The sequence below is a fragment of the Sanguibacter sp. Z41_6 genome (genome assembly GCF_059621145.1).
On sequence record NZ_JCAQIF010000001.1, the window covers coordinates 611,910 to 632,058 of the forward strand.

18 protein-coding genes and 2 tRNA genes are annotated in these 20,149 nt (G+C 67.9%); 18 read left to right on the forward strand and 2 right to left on the reverse strand.

The features are described 5' to 3' along the window. The first annotated feature begins 193 nt into the window (after window positions 1-193). From dnaN to AC54T1_RS02975, 13 genes are all read left to right on the forward strand, one after another. A complete protein-coding gene (gene dnaN / locus AC54T1_RS02915; RefSeq protein ID WP_496910967.1) occupies window positions 194-1,324 on the forward strand; it encodes a DNA polymerase III subunit beta in 1,131 nt (376 codons plus the stop codon). Window positions 1,325-1,342: 18 nt separating this feature from the next. After that, on the forward strand, window positions 1,343-2,233 hold the full coding sequence (gene gnd, locus AC54T1_RS02920; protein ID WP_496910968.1) for a phosphogluconate dehydrogenase (NAD(+)-dependent, decarboxylating): 891 nt from the start codon (window positions 1,343-1,345) through the stop codon (window positions 2,231-2,233). A gap of 64 nt (window positions 2,234-2,297) precedes the next feature. Continuing rightward, on the forward strand, window positions 2,298-3,509 hold the full coding sequence (recF, locus tag AC54T1_RS02925; protein WP_496910969.1) for a DNA replication/repair protein RecF: 1,212 nt from the start codon (window positions 2,298-2,300) through the stop codon (window positions 3,507-3,509). After that, on the forward strand, window positions 3,499-4,137 hold the full coding sequence (locus AC54T1_RS02930; RefSeq protein ID WP_496910970.1) for a DciA family protein: 639 nt from the start codon (window positions 3,499-3,501) through the stop codon (window positions 4,135-4,137). Before recF ends, AC54T1_RS02930 begins: the two co-directional genes overlap by 11 nt. Window positions 4,138-4,384: 247 nt before the next feature. Next, entirely contained in the window at window positions 4,385-6,457 is a 2,073-nt protein-coding gene (gene gyrB / locus AC54T1_RS02935; RefSeq protein WP_496910971.1) for a DNA topoisomerase (ATP-hydrolyzing) subunit B, read from the forward strand. Window positions 6,458-6,543: 86 nt separating this feature from the next. Then, on the forward strand, window positions 6,544-9,237 hold the full coding sequence (gene gyrA / locus AC54T1_RS02940; RefSeq protein WP_496910972.1) for a DNA gyrase subunit A: 2,694 nt from the start codon (window positions 6,544-6,546) through the stop codon (window positions 9,235-9,237). Further along, entirely contained in the window at window positions 9,234-10,034 is an 801-nt protein-coding gene (locus AC54T1_RS02945; protein WP_496910973.1) for a DUF3566 domain-containing protein, read from the forward strand. Before gyrA ends, AC54T1_RS02945 begins: the two co-directional genes overlap by 4 nt. A 155-nt stretch (window positions 10,035-10,189) precedes the next feature. After that, window positions 10,190-10,263 (forward strand) — tRNA-Ile (locus AC54T1_RS02950). Between the two features lie 27 nt (window positions 10,264-10,290). Then, on the forward strand, window positions 10,291-10,410 hold the full coding sequence (locus tag AC54T1_RS02955) for a DLW-39 family protein (protein WP_484343846.1): 120 nt from the start codon (window positions 10,291-10,293) through the stop codon (window positions 10,408-10,410). A 35-nt stretch (window positions 10,411-10,445) separates the two neighbouring features. Then, window positions 10,446-10,518 (forward strand) — tRNA-Ala (locus AC54T1_RS02960). An 860-nt stretch (window positions 10,519-11,378) separates the two neighbouring features. After that, on the forward strand, window positions 11,379-11,627 hold the full coding sequence (locus tag AC54T1_RS02965) for a hypothetical protein (protein ID WP_496910974.1): 249 nt from the start codon (window positions 11,379-11,381) through the stop codon (window positions 11,625-11,627). Next, on the forward strand, window positions 11,624-13,486 hold the full coding sequence (locus AC54T1_RS02970; protein ID WP_496910975.1) for an ABC transporter ATP-binding protein: 1,863 nt from the start codon (window positions 11,624-11,626) through the stop codon (window positions 13,484-13,486). Before AC54T1_RS02965 ends, AC54T1_RS02970 begins: the two co-directional genes overlap by 4 nt. A gap of 29 nt (window positions 13,487-13,515) precedes the next feature. Continuing rightward, window positions 13,516-15,282: an ABC transporter ATP-binding protein gene (locus tag AC54T1_RS02975; RefSeq protein WP_496910976.1), complete on the forward strand. Its 1,767-nt coding sequence runs from the start codon at window positions 13,516-13,518 to the stop codon at window positions 15,280-15,282. A 135-nt stretch (window positions 15,283-15,417) separates the two neighbouring features. Here the strand turns inward: AC54T1_RS02975 and AC54T1_RS02980 are convergent, their stop codons facing one another. Next, a complete protein-coding gene (locus AC54T1_RS02980; protein WP_484343847.1) occupies window positions 15,418-16,536 on the reverse strand; it encodes a hypothetical protein in 1,119 nt (372 codons plus the stop codon). Window positions 16,537-16,659: 123 nt separating this feature from the next. On the opposite strand from AC54T1_RS02980, the gene AC54T1_RS02985 reads away from it, so the two are divergent. After that, window positions 16,660-17,199, forward strand: coding sequence for a peptidylprolyl isomerase (locus AC54T1_RS02985; RefSeq protein ID WP_484343848.1), 540 nt, complete (start codon window positions 16,660-16,662; stop codon window positions 17,197-17,199). Between the two features lie 285 nt (window positions 17,200-17,484). Here AC54T1_RS02985 and AC54T1_RS02990 read toward each other — a convergent pair whose 3' ends face one another. Beyond that, complete coding sequence (locus AC54T1_RS02990; RefSeq protein ID WP_484343849.1) at window positions 17,485-17,751, reverse strand: cell division protein CrgA; 267 nt, start codon at window positions 17,749-17,751, stop codon at window positions 17,485-17,487. A 150-nt stretch (window positions 17,752-17,901) separates the two neighbouring features. Between AC54T1_RS02990 and AC54T1_RS02995 the strand changes: the two genes are divergently transcribed. Genes AC54T1_RS02995 through AC54T1_RS03010 form a run of 4 tightly spaced genes read left to right on the forward strand, consistent with a single transcriptional unit; the run spans window position 17,902 to window position 20,138 of the window. Continuing rightward, window positions 17,902-18,591: a DUF881 domain-containing protein gene (locus tag AC54T1_RS02995; protein WP_484343850.1), complete on the forward strand. Its 690-nt coding sequence runs from the start codon at window positions 17,902-17,904 to the stop codon at window positions 18,589-18,591. After that, the gene (locus AC54T1_RS03000; protein WP_484343851.1) at window positions 18,588-19,343 is read left to right on the forward strand and encodes a class E sortase; all 756 of its coding nucleotides are present in this window, start codon (window positions 18,588-18,590) and stop codon (window positions 19,341-19,343) included. Before AC54T1_RS02995 ends, AC54T1_RS03000 begins: the two co-directional genes overlap by 4 nt. Beyond that, window positions 19,343-19,501: a hypothetical protein gene (locus AC54T1_RS03005; protein ID WP_484343852.1), complete on the forward strand. Its 159-nt coding sequence runs from the start codon at window positions 19,343-19,345 to the stop codon at window positions 19,499-19,501. Before AC54T1_RS03000 ends, AC54T1_RS03005 begins: the two co-directional genes overlap by 1 nt. A gap of 1 nt (window position 19,502) precedes the next feature. Then, on the forward strand, window positions 19,503-20,138 hold the full coding sequence (locus AC54T1_RS03010) for an aminodeoxychorismate/anthranilate synthase component II (RefSeq protein WP_484343853.1): 636 nt from the start codon (window positions 19,503-19,505) through the stop codon (window positions 20,136-20,138). The last annotated feature ends 11 nt before the right edge of the window (window positions 20,139-20,149 follow it).

Genomic DNA, 20,149 nt, shown 5'->3' on the forward strand with positions numbered 1-20,149 from the left:
CACCGCGCGACACCGACCACGCCACCTCACATCTGCCCCTCCGGGGCAGTCGCCACCTACAGAGAGACTCGCGTAGGGTTCAACCACGTCGACCGCTGGAAGGACTACGGACGACGCCGATCGTGGTGCTGACCCATTCCGGGCCGTCAGCACCTGACGCATGCCGACGAGGCGTGCCCAGGAGGGGTGTGCAATGAAGTTCCGGGTCGAACGCGACGTGCTCGCAGAAGCCGTCACCTGGACAGCTCGCTCCCTCCCGACCCGCCCTCCGGCACCAGTTCTCGCAGGCGTGCGCATCGACGCCGCGAGCGACGGCACCCTGGGTCTGTCGAGCTTCGACTACGAGGTCTCTGCACGTTCTGAGATTCCCGCCGAGGTCACCGAGCCGGGCACCGTCCTCGTGTCCGGTCGCCTCCTGGCAGAGATCTCGCGGTCCCTGCCAGCGCGTCCCGTCGACTTCGTCGTCGAGGGGTCCAAGGTCACGGTCACCTGCGGAGCAAGCCGTTTCACCCTGCTCACCATGCCGGTCGAGGACTACCCGGCACTGCCGGTGATGCCCGACATCGCGGGTGCCATCACCGGTGAAGAGCTGACGAATGCCGTCGCCCAGGTGACGGTCGCGGCGAGCAGGGACGACACGCTGCCGCTGCTCACGGGCGTCCGTGTCGAGATCGAGGGGGAGAACATCACGCTCCTCGCCACGGACCGCTACCGGCTCGCGCTCCGCGAGCTCACCTGGAAGCCGGCGTCACCGGACATCTCCACGGTCGCGCTCGTCCGCGCCCGGACGCTCTCGGACGTCGCGAAGTCTCTCGGCGGCGCGGGCGAGGTCAACGTCGCACTGTCGACCGGGAGCGGGGTCGACATCATCGGATTCGAGGCAGGCGGCCGGCACACGACGTCGCTCCTCGTCGACGGCGACTACCCCCACGTGCGGCGTCTGTTCCCGGACGAGACCCCCATCCATGCGGTCATCCCGACGCAGCCGCTCATCGACGCCGCGAAGCGCGTCGCCCTCGTCGCAGAACGCAACACCGCCATCCGCATGAGCTTCTCCGAGGGCCAGGTCGTGCTCGACGCAGGCCAAGGCGACGACGCGCAGGCATCAGAGGCCCTCGAGGCGGTCCTCGTCGGGGACGACATCTCGGTGGCGTTCAACCCCCAGTTCCTCCTCGACGGGTTGGGGGCGCTGGGTACACCGTTCGTGCGGCTGAGCTTTACGCACCCCAACAAGCCTGTCGAGTTCACCGGGCAGGGGTCCCTCGACGGCGAGGACAGCTCTCACTACCGCTACCTGCTGGTGCCCATCCGCTTCGCCAGCTGAGCCAAAGGAGATGCACACGTGCGCATAGGCCTCGTCGGACTGGGGAAGATGGGCGGGAACATGCGTTCCCGCCTCCGCGCCGGCGGCATCGAGGTCGTCGGTTACGACCGCGATCCGCAGGTGTCGGACGTCGCATCCCTCGCTGACCTGGTCGCCGAGCTCCCCGCGGGCGAGCGGTTCGTGTGGGTGATGGTGCCCGCCGGGGACATCACCCGGGCCGTCCTGACGGACCTCGCCGGACTGCTCAGCGAGGGTGACACTGTCATCGAGGGCGGGAACACGCACTACGTCGAGGATGCAGCCCGTGCGGCGGAGCTCGCCGAGCACGGCATCGGGTACCTCGACGTCGGGGTCTCGGGCGGTGTCTGGGGTCTCGAGAACGGGTACGGGCTCATGGTCGGCGGCGACGTCGAGCTCGTCGCCCGCGCGATGCCGATCTTCGACGCGCTGCGGCCGGAGGGCCCGCGCGACGAGGGATTCGTCCACGCCGGGAAGGTGGGGGCGGGGCACTACGCCAAGATGGTGCACAACGGGATCGAGTACGGCCTCATGCAGGCGTACGCCGAGGGGTACGAGCTGCTCGACGCCAAGGACATCGTGCTCGACGTCCCGGGGACCCTCAAGGCGTGGACGCGGGGTACGGTCGTGCGGTCGTGGTTGCTGGACCTGCTCGTCAAGGCGCTCGAGGAGGACCCCTCTCTCGCGGAGATCAGCGACTGGGTCGAGGATTCGGGTGAGGGCAGGTGGACCGTCGACGAGGCGATCGACTCAGCGGTGCCGCTCCCGGTGATCTCTGCGGCGCTCTTCGCTCGGTTCGCCTCCCGCCAGGGGGCGTCGCCCGCGATGAAGGCGGTCGCCGCGCTACGGCACCAGTTCGGTGGGCACGCGACCCGTCCCGCCGACGGCTGACCGCCCGACGACCTTGTTCCACGTGAAACACGACGCCCCCGCGGGGTAGAGATCCGTAGGTCTGATGTACGTCTCGCACCTCTCGCTCCTCGACTTCCGCTCGTACGAGCAGGTCGACGTCGAGTTCACCCCCGGCATCAACGCACTCGTCGGCCCGAACGGCCAGGGCAAGACGAACCTCGTCGAGGCCATCGGGTACGTCGCGACGCTCAGCAGCCACCGGGTCGCTGCGGACGCCGCCCTCATCCGTGCCGGGGCCTCACGAGCCGTCATCCGGACGCGGATCGTGCGGGGCGACAGGGCGAGCGTCGTCGAGATCGAGCTCGTTCCGGGCAAGGCCAACCGTGCACGTCTCAACCGGGCACCTGTCCAGCGGCCGCGTGACGTCCTCGGTGTCGCGCGGACCGTGCTCTTCGCGCCCGAGGACCTCGTCCTCGTCAAGGGCGACCCCGACGCACGTCGCCGGTTCCTCGACGAGCTGACCGTCCTCCTCGTGCCACGGATGGCCGGGACGTTGTCCGACTACGACCGGGTCCTGCGCCAGCGCAGCGCGCTGCTCAAGTCTGCTGGCGCAGCGCGTCGCTCGTCGTCCGCCCCGGACCTGCGGACGCTCGACGTCTGGGACGCGAAGCTCGCGCAGACCGGCGCCCAGATCATCGCGCTGCGCCAGCGCCTCGTCGCGGCCCTGCGGGCGCCCGTCGCCACGGCCTACGAGCAGGTGAGCGCCGGGCAGGGGCACGCGGAAATCACCTACCGTTCGTCCCTCGTCGCCGCGATGGGCGGTGACGAGATCGCGCAGTACGCGGAACCGACGGACGTCGCGGTCGTCGAGGCGCAGCTGCTCGAGGCGATGGCGGCCGTCCGCGCCAAGGAGCTCGAGCGTGGTGTCTGCCTCGTCGGACCGCACCGGGACGAGCTCGTCCTCACGCTCGGCGGCCTGCCTGCCAAGGGCTATGCGAGCCACGGTGAGTCGTGGTCCTTCGCCCTCGCGCTGCGTCTCGCGTCCTACCGGTTGCTCACCGACGGTCCGGACCTTCCCGTGGCGGGCGACGACGAGACGTTCTGGTTCGCCGAGTCGGGACCGGACACGGAGCCAATCCTCGTCCTCGACGACGTGTTCGCCGAGCTCGACGTCCGCCGTCGCTCCCGGCTCGCGGACCTCGTCGCCGGTGCCGGCCAGGTCCTCATCACCGCCGCCGTCCCGCAGGACGTGCCGGAACAGCTCGTCGGGACGCACCTCGAGGTGCGGGGAGGGCAGGTGCGCCGTGCCGACTGACCCTGACGACGCGGTGCGCCCGGCATCCGGGGGCCGGGACGACGCGGCGGACGACGCCGCGCGCGACGATGCGGGCGAGACCTCGGACGGGTCTCCGGTCGTCGCCGACGGACGGCCCGTCGGCGAGATCATCGACCTCACGCCACCAGGGGACGTTGCGCGTGAGGCCCTGAACCGGGCGCGTGCTGCCGCGCGGGCGAAGGGTCTCTACCCGGGTGCGCAGCGTCGTCGCATCCTTGCCGAGCCTCCGCGCAGCGGTCCGGGCAGGGACGGGCGCGACCCGAAGCTCTTCGCGGAGACGCTCGCCGCCCTGCTCCAGCAGCGCGGGTGGGTCCAGGAGGTGTCGGTCGGCGGCGTCATCGGGCGGTGGCGGGAGGTCGTGGGCGCGGACATCGCGGACCACTGCACACCCGAGACCTTCGAGGATCACGCGCTGGTCGTGCGGGCGGACTCCACGGCGTGGGCGACGCAGATCCGGCTGCTCGTGCCCCGGTTGCTCGCCCTCATGGAGCAGGAGGTGGGTCAGGACGTCGTCCAGTCGATCACGGTGCTCGGCCCGGCCGGCCCGGGGTTCGGCAAGGGGTTGCGGTCGGTGCGCGGGCGCGGAGTGCGGGACACGTACGGGTGAGGGGTCGGGCCGTCTCGTGCCGTCGCGGGTGCCCGCAGGAGCATGATCCCCACCTGTGGGCAGCCCTGTGGAAATCTCGTGTGAATCCCTGAGATTTCGCTGTTCTCCGGTAGACTCAGGGGTGGAATTCCGATCGCTGACCGCGATCGGAGAAAAGCAGCCCCCCAGCTTCCAGCCCGGTCCGAGACCTGTCTCGCCCGGGCTGGACCACGGTGTGCTGCAGAAGGACTGAGGAGCACCACCACCCGTGGCAGAATCCAACGACGCCGCCGTTCCCGAGCCGACGACTTCGGTCGGAGCGGTCCGCGACGACAGCTACGACGCCAGCGCGATCACCGTCCTCGAAGGACTTGAAGCAGTCCGCAAGCGTCCCGGCATGTACATCGGCTCCACCGGTGAGCGTGGCCTCCACCACCTCGTCTACGAGGTTGTGGACAACTCTGTGGACGAGGCCCTCGCGGGCCACTGCGACCACATCGAGGTCACCCTCCTGGCCGACGGCGGTGTCCGCGTCGTCGACAACGGCCGTGGCATCCCGGTGGGTATCCACCCGACCGAGGGCCGACCCACCGTCGAGGTGGTCATGACGATCCTGCACGCCGGTGGAAAGTTCGGCGGCTCCGGGTACGCGGTCTCCGGTGGTCTGCACGGCGTGGGCATCTCCGTCGTCAACGCGTTGTCCTACAAGGTCGAGACCGAGGTGCGACGCGAAGGTTTCACGTGGAACCAGTCGTTCCGCGACGGGGGCAAGCCGTACGGGCCCCTGCGCCAGGGTGATCCGACCGACGAGACGGGCACGACGCAGACGTTCTGGGCCGACCCCGAGATCTTCGAGACGACGGACTACGACTTCGAGACGCTGCGCGCCCGCTTCCAGCAGATGGCCTTCCTCAACAAGGGCCTGCAGATCACGCTCACGGACGAGCGCCCGGAGCACACGGGAACTGATGACGAGGTCACGGGCGACGAGATCGCCGGCGCGACTGCCGGGGACGACGTCGCGATGCCGGAGAAGTTCCGCTCGGTGACGTACAAGTACGAGCACGGGCTCCTCGACTACGTCGCGCACCTCAACTCCGCCAAGAAGGTCGAGGTCGTCCACCCGGAGATCATCGCGTTCGAGTCCGAGGACACCGACCGCCGCATCTCTCTCGAGATCGCGATGCAGTGGACGAACGCGTACTCCGAGTCCGTGCACACCTACGCCAACACGATCTCGACGACCGAGGGTGGGACGCACGAGGAGGGGTTCCGGGCAGCGATGACCGGGCTCATCAACCGGTACGCCCGCGCGAAGGGCATCATCAAGGAGAAGGACGAGAACCTCACGGGGGACGACATCCGTGAGGGCCTCACGGCCGTCATCTCGATCAAGCTCGGCGAGCCCCAGTTCGAGGGGCAGACGAAGACGAAGCTCGGCAACACCGAGGCCAAGACGTTCGTCCAGTCCGTCGTCAACGACCGGCTCGGCGACTGGCTCGACTCCCACCCGGGCGAGGCGAAGGACATCATCCGCAAGGCGATCCAGGCGTCGCAGGCCCGCCTCGCCGCCCGCAAGGCGCGCGAGGCGACCCGGCGCAAGGGTCTGCTGGACTCGGGCAGCATGCCCGGCAAGCTCCGCGACTGCCAGTCGAACAAGCCGGAGGAGTGCGAGGTCTACATCGTCGAGGGTGACTCGGCAGGGGGTTCCGCGGTCCGCGGACGCAACCCCCGGACCCAGGCGATCCTGCCCATCCGCGGAAAGATCCTCAACGTCGAGCGCGCACGACTCGACCGCGCCCTGGGCAACCAGGAGGTCCAGGCCCTCATCACCGCCTTCGGCACGGGCATCGGTGAGGACTTCGACATCGACAAGCTCCGCTACCACAAGATCGTGCTCATGGCCGACGCCGACGTCGACGGGCAGCACATCTGCACCCTGCTCCTCACGCTGCTCTTCCGGTACATGCGCCCGCTCATCGAGCACGGCATGGTCTACCTGGCCCAGCCGCCCCTCTACCGGATCAAGTGGTCGAACGCGGACCACGCCTACGTCTACTCCGACCGGGAGCGTGACGAGTACATCCGCGTGGGCACGGCCGCCGGCAAGCGTCTTCCCAAGGACAACGGCGTGCAGCGGTACAAGGGTCTCGGCGAGATGGACTACTCCGAGCTGTGGGACACGACCATGGACCCCGAGCACCGCACCCTGCTGCAGGTGACGCTCGACGACGCCATGGCTGCCGACGAGATCTTCGCGGTGCTCATGGGCGAGGACGTGGAGTCCCGACGCAACTTCATCCAACGCAACGCCAAGGACGTGCGGTTCCTGGACATCTGAGTGCCGGGAGCGGGCGCGAGCCCGTTCCCTCCCCGAGCCCCAGGACCCCCGACGGCGGACGCGCCGGACATCGAACGAGGTAGACCGTGACTGACGACCAGACTCCAGACCCCAGCACTCCCGCCCCCCGCCCCTGGACGGGCGCCGCGATCGAGCACGGCAACATCGAGCGTGTCGACCTGCAGCTCGAGATGCAGCGGTCGTACCTCGACTACGCGATGAGCGTCATCGTCGGGCGTGCTCTTCCGGACGTGCGCGACGGGCTCAAGCCCGTGCACCGCCGCGTCATCTACGCGATGTACGACGGTGGTTACCGTCCCGACCGGGCGTTCTCCAAGTGCAGCCGCGTCGTCGGTGACGTCATGGGCAAGTACCACCCGCACGGTGACACGGCGATCTACGACGCGCTCGTGCGCCTCGTGCAGGACTGGTCGCTGCGCTACCCGCTCGCCGCCGGGCAGGGGAACTTCGGCTCGCCCGGGAACGACCCTGCAGCCGCCCCCCGGTACACCGAGACGCGCATGGCACCCATCGCCATGGAGATGGTCCGGGACATCGACAAGGACACCGTCGACTTCCGGGACAACTACGACGGCCGCACCCAGGAGCCGTCGATCCTGCCCTCGCGGTTCCCGAACCTGCTGGTCAACGGCTCGTCCGGCATCGCTGTCGGCATGGCGACGAACATCCCGCCGCACAACCTCCGCGAGGTGGCGGAGGGCGTGCAGTGGTACCTCGACCACCCCGACGCGACCCGTGAGGAGCTCCTCGAGGCTCTCATGGCACGCATCAAGGGACCGGACTTCCCGACGGGTGCGACGATCCTCGGTCACCGGGGCATCGAGGACACCTACCGCACGGGTCGCGGTTCCATCACGATGCGGGCGGTCGTCAACGTCGAGGAGATCCAGAACCGGATCTGCCTCGTCATCACCGAGCTGCCCTACCAGGTCAACCCCGACAACCTCGCGGAGAAGATCGCGACCCTCGTCAAGGAGGGCCGCATGCAGGGGATCGCGGACATCCGCGACGAGACGTCCGGTCGGACCGGCCAGCGCCTGGTCATCGTGCTCAAGCGCGACGCCGTCGCGAAGGTCGTGCTCAACAACCTCTACAAGCACACGCAGCTGCAGGACAACTTCAGCGCGAACATGCTCGCGCTCGTCGACGGCGTGCCGCGCACCCTGAGCATCGACGCGTTCGTCCGGCACTGGGCGGTGCACCAGCTCGAGGTCATCGTGCGACGCACGGCGTACATGCTGCGCGAGGCCGAGGCGAAGATCCACATCTTCCGGGGGTACCTCAAGGCCCTCGACGCCCTCGACGAGGTCATCGCGCTCATCCGCCGCTCACCCGACGCCGACCAGGCTCGCACGGGCCTCATGGAGTTCCTCGACATCGACGAGCTCCAGGCGACGGCGATCCTCAACATGCAGCTGCGCCGGCTCGCTGCCCTCCAGCGTCAGGAGATCATCAACGAGCACGACAAGCTCGAGCGGGAGATCCTCGAGTACCAGGACATCCTCGCCAAGCCGGAACGTCAGCGCACGATCGTCTCCGAGGAGCTCGCGGACATCGTCGCGCGGTACGGCGACGAGCGACGCACAACGATCGTGCCCTTCGACGGTGACGTGTCCATGGAGGACCTCATCGCCGAGGAGGAGGTCGTCGTGACGATCACCCGCGGCGGGTACGTCAAGCGCACGCGCAGCGACAGCTACCGTGCGCAGAAGCGTGGCGGCAAGGGGGTCCGCGGCGCTGCGCTGCGCGAGGACGACATCGTCGACCACTTCTTCGTCACGACGACCCACCACTGGCTGCTGTTCTTCACCAACCTCGGCCGGGTGTACCGGGCCAAGGCGTACGAGCTGCCCGAGGGTGGCCGTGACGCGAAGGGTCAGCACGTCGCCAACCTCCTCGCGTTCCAGCCGGGCGAGCAGATCGCGCAGGTCCTCGACATGCGCGACTACGACGCGGCGGAGTACCTCGTGCTCGCGACCCGGCGTGGGCTCGTGAAGAAGACCCGGCTGTCGGAGTACGACTCCAACCGCAGCGGCGGCGTCATCGCGATCAACCTGCGCCAGGACGAGGACGGCCGGTCCGACGAGCTCGTCTCCGCGCGGCTCGTCGACTCGACGGACGACCTCATCCTCGTCTCCCGCAAGGGCCAGTCCATCCGCTTCACGGCGAGCGACGAGGCGATGCGCCCGCTGGGCCGTGCGACGTCGGGTGTCACGGGCATGAAGTTCCGCGGCGACGACGAGCTGCTCGCCATGGACGTCGTGCGGGAGGACGCCAACCTCTTCGTCGTGACCGAGGGCGGTTTCGCGAAGCGCACCCGGGTGAGCGAGTACCGGGTCCAGGGCCGTGGCGGACTGGGCATCAAGGTCGCCAACCTCGTCGAGGCACGCGGGGATCTCGTCGGAGCCCTCGTCACGGAGGAGGACGACGAGGTGCTCGTCATCATGGAACGCGGCAAGATCGTCCGTTCTGCCGTGTCGGAGGTCTCGCTGACCGGTCGCACCACGCAGGGCGTGACGTTCGCCAAGCCGGACAAGAACGACAAGATCATCGCCGTCGCGCGTAACGTGGAGCGCAACCTCGGTGCAGCGCTCGAGTCGGGCGAGGTCCCCGAGGCCGCTGACGAGACCGGTGCCGTACGCCCACCGGTCGATGCCAGCACCGAGCACGCCGAGCAGGACCCCGATGCCCCGGGCACGCACGACGAGGCCGGGGCGAACGAGACAGCTGACACCGCAGAGCCCGAGGAGACCCGATGAGCCGTGAGACGACCGAGAAGGTGAGCACCGCCGACGGGGCGAAGGGCAAGGCGACCATGCCTCCCGTGCCGGCTCCCGGGCGCTCCGACGCGCCTGAGGCTGCGACGCCGCCGAACGGCACGCCCGTCGTCCGCCAGCCGGAGCGTACGGGGACGCCACCCACGATCGCTCCGGCGTCGGGTCCCGCGGCACCGAAGACGGGGGCGACCAAGACGGGATCGACCACGACGGGATCGACCACGACGGGGGCCGTCAAGACCACGGCCACCACGGCGACGCAGAGCGAGCCCGCGGGCACGGCGACGTCGGTGAAGGCCGGGGACGGCTCTGGAGCTGCGACCAGCACGGGGACGAGCACTCCCCGCACGGCACGCCCGGTGGGCTCCTCGGCGGCGTCGGCGGCCACCACAGCGCCGAAGAAGCTTGCCGGCGCACCCCGCAAGGTCCGGCTCTCGATCTCCCGCATCGACCCGTGGTCGGTGATGAAGCTCTCGTTCCTGCTGTCCATCGCCATGGGCATCATGCTCGTCGTCGCCGCGGTGGTCTTCTGGCTCGTCCTCGACAGCCTGCACGTGTTCACCGAGGTCAACGACATGATCGTGCAGATCCTGCAGAGCGACAGCCAGACGCCGGACATCCTCCAGTACGTCGAGCTCAGCAGGTTCGTGTCCGTCGCGACGATCATCGCGATCGTCGACGTCGTCATCTTCACGGCGCTCGGCACGATCGGGGCGTTCCTGTACAACATCGTGGCTGCGCTGGTCGGCGGGATCCACCTGACGATGACCGACGACTGACCCAGCTCCGGTCCCCACGGGCGGCACGGAACCGCGTGCCGCCCGCGGGCCCACGGATTTGTGAGAGCTCGCCAGTTTGAGCCCGACCGGATCCGTGGGGTAAGGTCAAGCGCTGCGTCAGGCACGGCCCCCGGGCCTGCACGGCCGGCGTGTTGGGGCCTTTAGCTCAGGCGGTTAGAGCGCTTCGCTGATAACGAAGAGGTCGGAGGTTCAAGTCCTCCAAGGCCCACTGCTGGAACCCACCGAGGGGGAACGTGTGAAGAAGCTCGTGCTCGTCCTGTGTGCTGCTGGCGCGGCTGTCGTCGCCTGGCGGAAGTACAGCGAGCAGAGCTCGGATCGCGACCTCTGGTCAGAGGTCACGGACTCCGTGGACTGACCCGGGTTGCCCGGCATCGTGCCGGGACAGCACGCGGGGCCATGGCGCAATTGGTAGCGCACCTGCTTTGCAAGCAGGGGGTTAGGGGTTCGAGTCCCCTTGGCTCCACAGAGAAACTGCCTCTGAACTGCACAAACGCCCCTGACCGCAATCGGTCAGGGGCGTTTGCAGTTCCGGAGCCCCGCACTTGTCCCACGGTTACTCATCCGCGGAGTCCGCCAGGGTGGCCCTAGGGAATGGCGGGTTCGAGTCGTCCAGGCCAACTGTGGACGGGCCGAGACGATCGAGCACGGCAGTTGCGTCCGGGGCTTCTACGGACCGTTCGAGGTAGTCAGCCTCGGTTACCGCCGTGTCGCCGTGCCCGAGCTGACCCGAGGCGGTCTCGACGTCCGCGAGATCCCTCATCCAGGACGCAACGGTGGACCGCATGGTGTGCGGCGTGGTCCCAGCGAGTACCGATGTGTCCAGCGCCCACCTCAGGCTCCGACGCACGTTGTTCGGTGTGGCTCCGGACCTGCATTCCCGAGTGGTCACCGAGGGCCGGCAACTTCGCCGCGGCTTTCGGGAACGGTTCGGGCTCACGTGGCAGCTCTCGGTATCGACGACGAGACGAGTCGTGTGCGGCGACTTTCAGAGTCGGGGATCGACTGGGAATTGACCTTCCTCAACGCCCGCAGCGTGGACGAAAGGCGGCGCGCAGTGCTTGCGGCGGCTTTCGGTGACGAACTGCCGACGGACACAACCCATGGATCAGGCGAGCAGGTCACACCAGACGAGATTACCGTCCTGCAGGATGCGTATGACGCAGTCGCCGAGCCCACGACCACCGCAGTTGGCGACATCGTTATCGCGGACAACCACCTTGTCGCGCTCGGCCGGGAGCCTTATCAGGGAGTCGCTAGGTCGGAGACCGTCCTAGCAACGTACGGACCTAGACACCACGATGGACCTAAGCACGAGGAGCACCTATGGAGGACATCGAGCTGCGGCTTGCCAAGGCACTGGAACCGGTGCATGGGATGTTCCTCGCCCAGGTCATCGAGCTCGGCCTGCGTTCCAGTTTGCTGGAGCGAATCGACGGGACAGGAGTGCCTGTCGAACACCTGGCGAGCGGCCGGGAACTATCGACATTCCGGGCATGGTACGAGGTGCTTGTCGGTGGATACGGGGCGACCGGGCTGGAGCTGGGGTACCTCCTCAGAGGTTCAGCAAGGTGACCCTCTACGTGCGGCGGGCCGTGCGACTACTGCGGCTCCTGTCCGACGTGCGTGCAGGGTTGATCACGGCAGTGGTGTCGCTGCTGGTCGTCGCGGCACTGATGCCCTCGGGCATCGCAGTCACACTTGGGCTCCTGGTTCGCGCGGTCGAGTCGCCCACCGGTGCGCAAGCCGGCGGACCAGCTGGCCTGTCGTTCTCCCTGCTGCTCCCTCTCCTCGGGCTTGGAGCCGTCTATCTACTCGGCTACCTCGCAGAGTCGCTCGTCGGACCGTTGGAGTATCTTGCCGTGAGCCGGGTGGACCGTGCCCACCGGACACGGATCGCCATGATGGTCGCTGAGGCGCCGACCCTCGACCTGGTCGAAGACCCCGACACGCAGCGGATGCTCCGAGAGGTCGAGGCCGACCCGCGCATGGGCTTTGACCGGACCCCCGGCCAGGGTGCGCTCGGCCAGGTGCGAGCGCTCGCCAACTTGCTCGGTGTGCTTGGCGCGGCTGTGGTGCTCGCTATCAGCTACTGGTGGCTGCCACTTGTCGTGCTCGTACCCGCGACCCTCAATCGGTACCTGCGCAACCAGCAGGCAGTTGTCATCACCACACACTGGCAAGCTGCGGTTTCCGGCGAGATGCACGCCGATATCTGGCGTCGCGCGACTGTCGACCCCGGAGCGGGAAAGGAGACTCGGGTCCTCGGGCTCGCGCAGTGGATGACTGACCGGATGCAGCGCCACATCCGCGAGGCGAACACGCCGCTATGGCGATACCTCAATCGCCTGGTCATCGACGAGTGGAGCCAGTTGCTTCTCGTTGTCGCCGGACTGGCGCCCGCACTGCTTCTTGTCACCGTCGCGGCGGCAGACGGCAGCGGCTCGCTCGCCGCGCAGGCCGCGGTCCTCACGGCGGGCACAGCCGTGTTCGGGCTGCTTGGCGCGAGCGGCGCGGCCCACCGCATCGCCGGAGGAGACGCGATCCTGACGACCACTGCGAAGCTCGCCGACCGCTTGAGCCCAACCGATGCCGACGGTGTGCACGCGGGCTCGGACGATCCCTTCTCCTCGGGAGCCTCGGGCGTGACGCCGGAAGTGACGTTCGAGCGGGTGAGTTTCCGATATCCGGGTACCGAACGCCTGGTCCTGGACGGTCTGGACCTGACTGTCCGGGTTGGAGAGAATCTCGCGATCGTGGGCCTCAATGGCTCAGGAAAGTCGACGCTAGTCAAGCTCCTCTGCGGACTGTACCGGCCGACGTCGGGACGCATTCTTGTGAACGGCGTCGATCTGCGCGACCTCGACCAGGAGACGTGGCGGGCACACCTCGCCGTGATCTTCCAGGACTTCGTCCATTACCCGCTCTCCCTGGCAGACAATGTGCAACTTGGGCGTGATGCCTCCGGCGGGGCTTTCGAGCGGACTGAGAGTAAGACAGGCATCGGACGGGTCATTGGCCGGCTTCCGGACGGCTCGCGGACGCCGCTGTCCCGGTCGCGGGACGGCGGGGTTGACCTGTCGGGTGGCCAGTGGCAGCACGTGGCGCTCGCCAGAGCATGGCTAGCGGTCGAGCGCGGAGCAGGAATCCTTGTCCTCGACGAACCAACCGCGCACCTCGACGTCCGCACCGAGGCTGAGATCTACGAGCGCCTCGCGGACCTGCGAGGGACGACAGCGAGCTTGCTCATCACTCATCGACTTGCATCCGTCCGCGGAGCCGACCGAATCGTTCTGCTGCAGCACGGTTCAATCGCCGAGTCCGGTAACCATGAAGCTCTGATGGCACTGGATGGCAGATACGCCGAAATGTTCCACACGCAGGCGGCACGCTTCGAGAATGACCTGACTAGTACAGGCGGAGGTGCCGAGTGAAGCGATACTGCCGACTCTGGCTTAGCCTGATGGGTTTGTCCTTCCGTGGCGCCCCGGCCTTAACCATGGCGACCTTGACCGTCAGCGTGTTGGACGTCTTCATCGTGGCTGGGTATGCGATTGCCACGCGACACCTCGTCGACACAACCGTCACGGGCAGGGCGGAAGCCGCCGGTCTCCTGGCCGTCGGCGTAGCCGTTGCATTCGCACTGACGATGGTGGCCCGCGACATGCTGTTCAATCTGGTCGGCACGGTGGCGGACCGTGTGGGACGGCTGGAGCTGAACCCGCGCATCCACGTCGCCATCGCTGGTATCGATGGCCTGGAGCACTTGGAGCGCCAGGACTACTTGGATCGCGTGACGGTCGTGCGCGGTGCGGCCGGCTCATTGATGCGGGGTTGTTGGGGTGTCGTGGCGACGGCATGCGGCATCGGCAAGCTGGTCGTGACCGTTTCACTGCTCGGGTCGGTCAGTCCGTGGATGCTCTCGCTGCTCGCCTTCGCCTTCGTCCCGATCTGGACAGATGCGCGCGGCCAAGCCGCGGTCGCGAGGGCGGAGGTGCGCAGCGCGGAGAACTACCGCCTACAGCAAGATCTGTTCGACCTGCAGGTCCGCCCAGCCAGCGGTAAGGAACTGCGCCTGTATGGCAACGCTCGCTGGGTAGCGAGCGCGCAGGCTGAAGCGTGGGATCAAGCTGTGTCCCAGCGTGTGAAGGCGAGGCTTTCCGCAGGTGCCTGGCGGTTCGCCGGCTGGACAGTCTTCACCCTCGCGTTGACCTGCGCCCTCATGCTCGTCGTCCGGCAGGTCGAAACCGGGGTGGGAACCATCGGCGACCTCGTGCTGACTGTGACGATCGCCGCGACCCTTCAGCAGAGCGCCCAGGCCGTTGTCACGACCGCGACAGACACGGCAGGTACCCGCCGCTACGTCGAGCCGTACCTCTGGTTGCAGGACTACGTGACCGAGCAGCGGCACCAACGGGAAGGAACGACGCCGATGCCATCACGGCTCGACGAGGGCGTCGTCGTCGAGGGACTCACCTACTCATATCCGGGCACGACGATGCCCGCCGTGAGCAACGTTGATGCACGCTTCCCTGCAGGGACTGTTACGGCGATCGTTGGGGAATACGGGTCCGGAAAGTCCACGCTCGTGAAGTTGCTGTGCCGTTTCTACGATCCCGACGAAGGACACATCACTGTGGACGGCGAGGATGTCGCTGGCATCGCGATGGCCGGATTCCGGCAGAGCATTGCGGCAACATTCCAGGACTTCGGCCGATTCGAGGTGGACTACCGCACCGGAGTCGCGGTCGGTGACCTCACGGCCTTCCATGACGAGGACCGGATAGCCTCCGCGATCGAGGCGGCGGGCGCCTCGGGGATAGTTGCGAACCTTCCTGGCGGCGTCCTTACTCAACTCGGCAAAGATCTTGGCGGCGTGGAGCTGTCTGAGGGGCAATGGCAGTGCACTGCGATCGCACGGTCCTCGATGCGAGAAGCGCCAGTCCTTCTGATCTTGGATGAGCCCACCGCCTCCCTCGACGCGCTGAGCGAACAGGCTGTTTTCGAACGGTACGCGAGCCGCAGTGCGCGGCTCGGGATCCACAATGGGGCCGTCACCGTGATCGTCTCGCACCGGTTCTCGACCGTTTCGACTGCCGATCAGATTCTTGTTATGCACGAGGGCACAATCATCGAGCGGGGGACGCACAAGGAGTTGATGGAAATCGGCGGACGCTACGCCGAAATGTTCGAACTGCAAGTTCGTGGATACCAGAACGAGGTGAAGTAATGAATGTGATCGTCAAGGCGCACAACGAGTGGGACTACCTGGAAGAGGTGATCATCGGTCGGATCCCCTCCCGGACATGACGAAGGGCCCGACCACACCGCGGCCGGACCCTTCGTTGGAACGAGCTGAGCAGCCCTACTTCGTGTCGCTGCTGTCGCTGCTGTCGGGGGCGACGTCCTCACCGACGACGTCGGACTCGAGGACGGCACCAGCCTCCGTGACGACGGCCTCGTCGGCCTTGTGCTTGGGTGCGTCGCCGGAGGTGAGGATGTCTGCGGGTGCGTCGACGAGCGGAGTCGCGACGTCGTCCGTGGCGAGCTCCGCCGAGACGCTCTCGCTGGAGGCGATGTCGGGGTCGATGCCCGTCGCCGCCGGGGTGTCCGACTTCTTCGTGCGCGGTCGGGTCGTGGCCTTCTTCGCGGTGGCCTTGGCGCCGGAGATCTTGTCCGAGACCTTCTCCGAGATGTCCTCGACAGACCCGGCGACCTTCCCGGAGACCTCGCGGCTCTTTGCGACGGCCGCGCCAGCGGCCTCCCCGACGGCCTCTGCGGCGTCACCCACGGCGCCCTTGGCGTCGTCGACGGCCTCGTCGAACACGCTCGCGTCGACCTTCTCCCACGGCTCGGCCCACGGGTCCGTCGTGGGCTGCGACCGCTTCCACAGGACGTACGCGCCACCAGCGGCGGCCACGCCGCCGACGATCCACCACGCCTTGCCGGACTTCTTGTGCTGCTTCTCCGCGAGCTTGGCCGCCTCGGCGAGCTTGAGCGGACCCTTCTGGGAGGCAGCCGCCAGGGAGTTCGCCAGGTGCGTCGCGCCAGAGGTCGTCTTCGCTCCGGCGACCTCCACCCCGCGCACGGTCGCCGAGGCGGACCTCTCGGCAGCAGCGTTGATGGCCGCCACGACCTTCGGGACGATCTCGTCGACGAAGCGCTCGTGCGCGGAGTCGATGACGGGCGCGGCCTTCTCCGCTACCCGCTCGACGCGGGGTGCGGTGGCCTTGAGGGTCTCGTTCCAGGCCTGCTCGATGCGCGGGGTGGCCCAGTCGACGACGGCGTCCACCTTGGGCGCCCCCCAGTCCTTCGCGTGCACGGCAGCGCCCTTGGCCTGGCCGGCGAGCATCCCCGCGGCGTCCGCCGCGTGGTGCGCTCCGACCGTGACAGCTGCGGCGACCTCGGCCGCCTGGTTCTTGAGCTTCTCGGCGTCGATCTTGTCTCCAGCACCGCGCGCGAGCTTCTTCATACCGTCCGACATCCGTACTCCCATGGTTCGAGGGGCATACACCTGCGCCCACTCTGCCACTTCTGCACCAGGTCCGCACCGATCTTGTCTGTGTACGGGCCCGCAGGCCGGCGGTGCCCGTGGAAGAATGACGGAATGTTCGCAACCCTGCACACCACCGCTGGTGACATCCGTATCGAGCTGTTCCCCTTCCAGACGCCGAAGACGGTCGAGAACTTCACGGGTCTCGCGACCGGCACGAAGGCCTGGACCGACCCCAAGACGGGCGCTGAGCGCAACGATCCGTTCTACGACGGGCTGATCTTCCACCGCGTGATCTCCGGCTTCATGATCCAGGGTGGCTGCCCGCTCGGGACCGGGACCGGCGACCCCGGCTACAAGTTCAACGACGAGATCCACCCCGAGCTCTCCTTCTCGAAGCCGTACCTCCTGGCGATGGCGAACGCCGGGACGCGACGCAACCCGGTCACGGGCGAGGCCGAGGGCACCAACGGGTCGCAGTTCTTCATCTCTGTCGCGGCCACGCCCTGGCTGACGGGCAAGCACACGATCTTCGGCGAGGTCGCCGACGATGCCAGCCGTGCTGTCGTCGACAAGATCGCTGCCGCGCCCACGCGTCCGGGCGACCGCCCGGTCGAGGACATCACGATCACCTCGGTGACCATCGAGGACTGAGCCTCACGGGGCACCCTGCGCAGGACGGCAGCACCGACGGAGAATCACACCGGTGTAGTTATCCACAGCTGGGGACAAGCTTGTGCACAAGCGGATCCACTGTGGATCCTGCGTCACAGGCGCTCCTGCCGCCCGTGCCCCACAGGGGGGCCCCACAGCGGGGCCCCTCAGCGGGACCCCGCAGCGGAGCCTCACGCGGCGAGACGACGAACGCCCTGCTCGCCACCTCCACGGAGGGGCGAGCAGGGCGTTCGTGTGTCCGGCGGGCCGTGCGGCCGGAACCGGCTACTTCCAGCGGGTGGCGAGGATGAAGCCGGAGAGGATGAGTGCGAAGCCGACCGCGATGTTCCACTGCCCGATGGCCGGCACCGGGAGCCGCAGGCCGCCGGACGTGAGGTAGAAGATCACGACCCACAGGATCCCCACGATGAACAGCGTGAGCATCGTCGGCACGAGCCACACCGGGTTGCCGGTCGTCGTCTTCGTGATCTTCGGCGTCGCGGTCTTCCCCGCCGCCTTCTCAGGCTTCTTGCGGGACTTCGATTCGGGCACGGAACCGGCTCCTGTCGATGGGGCGAGGACGTATTCTTGTCTAGCCTAGTGGCAGACGCACGTCAGACACATCACACGGTGGGGAACATGGGGCGACAGTCGCACGGCAGGAGGACTCCACTCAGAGCGACACTCTCCGTCGCCTCCGTGATGTTCATCGCCGGCATCATGTTCACCGCCAACGCCCGGCTCGCTGGCGGTGAGGACGAGAGGCAGCCCGAGAACTTCCGCGAGCTCGTCGAGCAGGAGAGTGCCCGCGGTGACGAGCTCCTGGCCGAGGTCGAGATGCTCCGGGCCGAGGTCGAGACCCTCGGGCAGGCAGCGACCGCCGGAGTGCCGCAGATCTCTCCGGACCGGGCAGTGCCCACCGGGATCCTCACGGGCCGTACCGCCGTGCGCGGGCCAGGCCTGCGCGTCACCGTGCAGGACGCACCCGCCGACGGGTTGCAAGCCCAGCAGTGGAAGCCGGACGACCTCGTCGTGCACCAGCAGGACCTCGAGGGCATCATCAACGCGTTGTGGGCCGGCGGCGCGGAGGCCATGACGCTCGAGGGACAACGGGTCAGCTCGCTCTCAGCCTTCCGCTGTGTGGGCAACGTACTATCTCTGCACGGGCGGGTGTACTCCCCGCCGTACGACGTCGTGGCGATCGGTGATCAACAGGAGATGGTCGACGCCCTCTACGCCTCGCGCTCGGTCGGTGCCTACCTCGACTTCGTCGAGGAGGTCGGCCTCGGGTGGGAGGTCGTCGAGATCGATGACGTGACGATGCCCGCCTACACCGGGACGTCGAGTCTCACGTACGCGCAGGTCCCCGAGGGAACGGACATCTATCAGTGAGTCGTGGCACCCGCACGAAGCAGCGCCCCCCGATGTGGCTGCGCCTCGTCGGGGTGCTCGGAGAGCTCCTCATCACGCTCGGTGTGCTCGTCGCTCTCTTCCTCGTGTGGCAGCTGTGGTGGACAGACGTCCAGGCCGGCCGGAAGCAGGCCGAGGTCACGGCGAGCCTGGGCTGGGAGGCGCCGCCCACGGAGGTGGTCACCGAGGAGGAGGACCCGCCCCAGGGGGATCCGCCGATCATCGCGCAACCTGCCGACGGTGACGTCTTCGCGACGATGTACGTGCCGCGCTTCGGTGCCGACTACTCCGTGAACATCGCCGAGGGCGTGGGCAAGAAGAAGATCCTCGACGCGGGGTTCGCCGGGCACTACCCCGAGACGGCCCTGCCGGGCGCGATCGGCAACTTCTCGCTCGCGGCGCACCGGACCACGTACGCGAAGCCGTTCAACCTCATCGCCGACCTGCAGCCGGGTGACCCGATCATCGTCCGGACGGAGGAGACGTGGTACGTCTACGCGGTGACCGAGTCGAGCGTCGTCACGCCGAGCCAGGTCGAGGTCATCGCCGCGATCCCGGGAACGCTCCCCGGCGACCCCGTGGTCGAACCCACGGAACGCTTCATCACTCTCACCAGCTGCCACCCGATGTTCTCGGCGCGGGAGCGGTACGTCGTGCACGGAACCCTCGTGCGGTGGATGCCCGTCTCGCAGGGTACGCCGGCCGAGATGCAACCCCCCGCGGAAGGACTGTGATGTACGGACTCCTCTGGCGCGCGCTGCCCGGACCCTTCTGGTTCCGTGCCCTCGTCATGATCGCCCTGGCGGTCGGCGTCGTCGTCCTGTGCTTCGAGATCGTCTTCCCGGCGATCGCCGACTACATGCCCTTCAACGAACAGACCGTGGGGGAATGACATGACGCGGATCCTCGTCGTCGACAACTACGACTCCTTCGTCTACACGATCGTCGGCTACCTCAACCAGCTCGGGGCGCAGACCGTCGTCGTCCGCAACGACGCCGTGCCGTCCGCTGACGAGCGGGCGCAGTACGACGGGGTCCTCGTCTCCCCCGGGCCCGGGACCCCCGCAGATGCCGGCCAGAGCCTCCAGGTGATCCGGGACTGTGCGCGGACCGCGACACCGCTCCTGGGCGTCTGCCTCGGCCACCAGGCGCTGGGTGAGGCGTTCGGTGCCACCGTCACCCACGCCCCCGAGCTCATGCACGGGAAGACGAGCGCCGTCGATCACACGGACCGCGGGGTGCTGGCGGGGCTCGCCCATCCGTTCACCGCCACCCGGTACCACTCTCTCGCGGTCGTCGCGGACACGGTCCCGCCCGAGCTGGAGGTCACGGCAGACGTCCAGACGCCGACGGGGCGCATCATCATGGGCCTGCAGCACCGCGAGCTCCCGCTGCACGGCGTGCAGTTCCACCCGGAGTCGGTGCTCACCGACGGCGGGCACCGCCTCCTGGCGAACTGGCTCGAGATCTGCGGGGCGACGGATGCGGTCGCGCGGTCCGAGGGCCTGGCACCGCTCATCCGCCGGTAGGACCGCGAGCC

Excerpts from the sequence above, each read along its gene's own strand:
- dnaN (WP_496910967.1), top strand. The coding sequence starts at position 194 with ATGAAGTTCCGGGTCGAACGCGACGTGCTCGCAGAAGCCGTCACCTGG.
- recF (WP_496910969.1), top strand. The coding sequence starts at position 2,298 with ATGTACGTCTCGCACCTCTCGCTCCTCGACTTCCGCTCGTACGAGCAG.
- AC54T1_RS02945 (WP_496910973.1), top strand. The coding sequence starts at position 9,234 with ATGAGCCGTGAGACGACCGAGAAGGTGAGCACCGCCGACGGGGCGAAG.
- AC54T1_RS02965 (WP_496910974.1), top strand. The coding sequence starts at position 11,379 with ATGGAGGACATCGAGCTGCGGCTTGCCAAGGCACTGGAACCGGTGCAT.
- AC54T1_RS02975 (WP_496910976.1), top strand. The coding sequence starts at position 13,516 with ATGGGTTTGTCCTTCCGTGGCGCCCCGGCCTTAACCATGGCGACCTTG.
- AC54T1_RS02980 (WP_484343847.1), bottom strand. The coding sequence starts at position 16,536 with ATGTCGGACGGTATGAAGAAGCTCGCGCGCGGTGCTGGAGACAAGATC.
- AC54T1_RS02985 (WP_484343848.1), top strand. The coding sequence starts at position 16,660 with ATGTTCGCAACCCTGCACACCACCGCTGGTGACATCCGTATCGAGCTG.
- AC54T1_RS02995 (WP_484343850.1), top strand. The coding sequence starts at position 17,902 with ATGTTCATCGCCGGCATCATGTTCACCGCCAACGCCCGGCTCGCTGGC.
- AC54T1_RS03005 (WP_484343852.1), top strand. The coding sequence starts at position 19,343 with ATGTACGGACTCCTCTGGCGCGCGCTGCCCGGACCCTTCTGGTTCCGT.
- AC54T1_RS03010 (WP_484343853.1), top strand. The coding sequence starts at position 19,503 with ATGACGCGGATCCTCGTCGTCGACAACTACGACTCCTTCGTCTACACG.